The 1062-nt window shown below is 39.7% G+C and carries 1 protein-coding gene; it reads left to right on the top strand.

What is annotated here, in order from left to right; all coding sequences use genetic code 11:
• Positions 1 to 1062: hypothetical protein (locus tag B3M51_RS13375; protein ID WP_292759877.1), on the top strand; the 1062-nt coding region annotated here is incomplete at both ends.

Raw genomic sequence — 1062 nt, 5'->3', positions numbered from 1 at the left:
GCCGAAGCCGAAGCCGAAGCCGAGTCTACTTTCCAAAGTGAAGAGGATCGGTTGGCCGGCATAATGGCCACGCAGCCAATTGATGAAACAATTGATGATAGAAATATAGACAGTAAGTCGCCAGAAATCGCTGAGCCTGTCAGTGAAATTGAAAAATTAAGGGCTAAATTACGCGAGCGGACACAGCGTCTGAAAGCCGCAAGAAAGCAGCATTTGGATCATGCTCAGTCGACTCCGGAACAACCTTCCAATGAAAAATCAGTGAAAGCTGAGTCGTCAAACGAAAAATCTGCAGATGAAATGGAAGTAGCTAATACCATAGAACAACCTGTTGATCCGTTCGATAGCATGAATATTAAACACTCTTTAGATAGTTCTGCTGAAGTGGAGGTGAAAAACCTTACTAAACCAGATAATTCTGACATTGCAGAAAAAAATGATCCTGAGAAATCCAAAGAGGCCAATGTTGTTTTGACGAACTCAGAGTCTGAGAATAATAATTTATCCACTGAACTTTCTCAGACAGAAATGAAGGCAGACAATTCTTCCATTGTGAAGGAAAGCCCGACTTCAACGGGCAATACATCTAGCAACAATAGTTCTGTTTTACCACAATTAGGCAATCACACCTTTGCATTTGAAGGAATGCCAGAATTTATTGAGGAAGAAATAGAGCTTTCAACCGCTAATGGATACAGGATGCACTCTTCACAGGAATTAATTTCTGAATTAAAGAAAGCGCCTCTCATTCCAATGGGTAGTCCTGATGCAGATAGGAATGAGTCATCGAAATCAAATTTCAATAATGAGGTAAACCCTAGTATTTCTTCGAATAAGGAGGAGGTATTAGATAACGATAATAATCACAAAAATGATAACGAGTGGGTTGCTGATCTTTTAAATGAAGATGATGCGTTTTCTGAATCTTTATCGACGACTTTGAATGCACAATCATTTGATAAGCAGGATGAGGTAGTTGACGAAGCTTCTGTTAAGCAGCATTTAGATGTAGTAAAACAAGATATAAATGAAAAAATGTTTGCCGAAGCCGAAGCCGAAGCC

This window comes from Methylophaga sp. UBA2689, from assembly GCA_002354555.1.
Lineage (GTDB): Bacteria > Pseudomonadota > Gammaproteobacteria > Nitrosococcales > Methylophagaceae > Methylophaga.
Note: the sequence above shows the minus strand (reverse complement) of the source record. Positions and strands in the feature narration are given on the sequence as shown.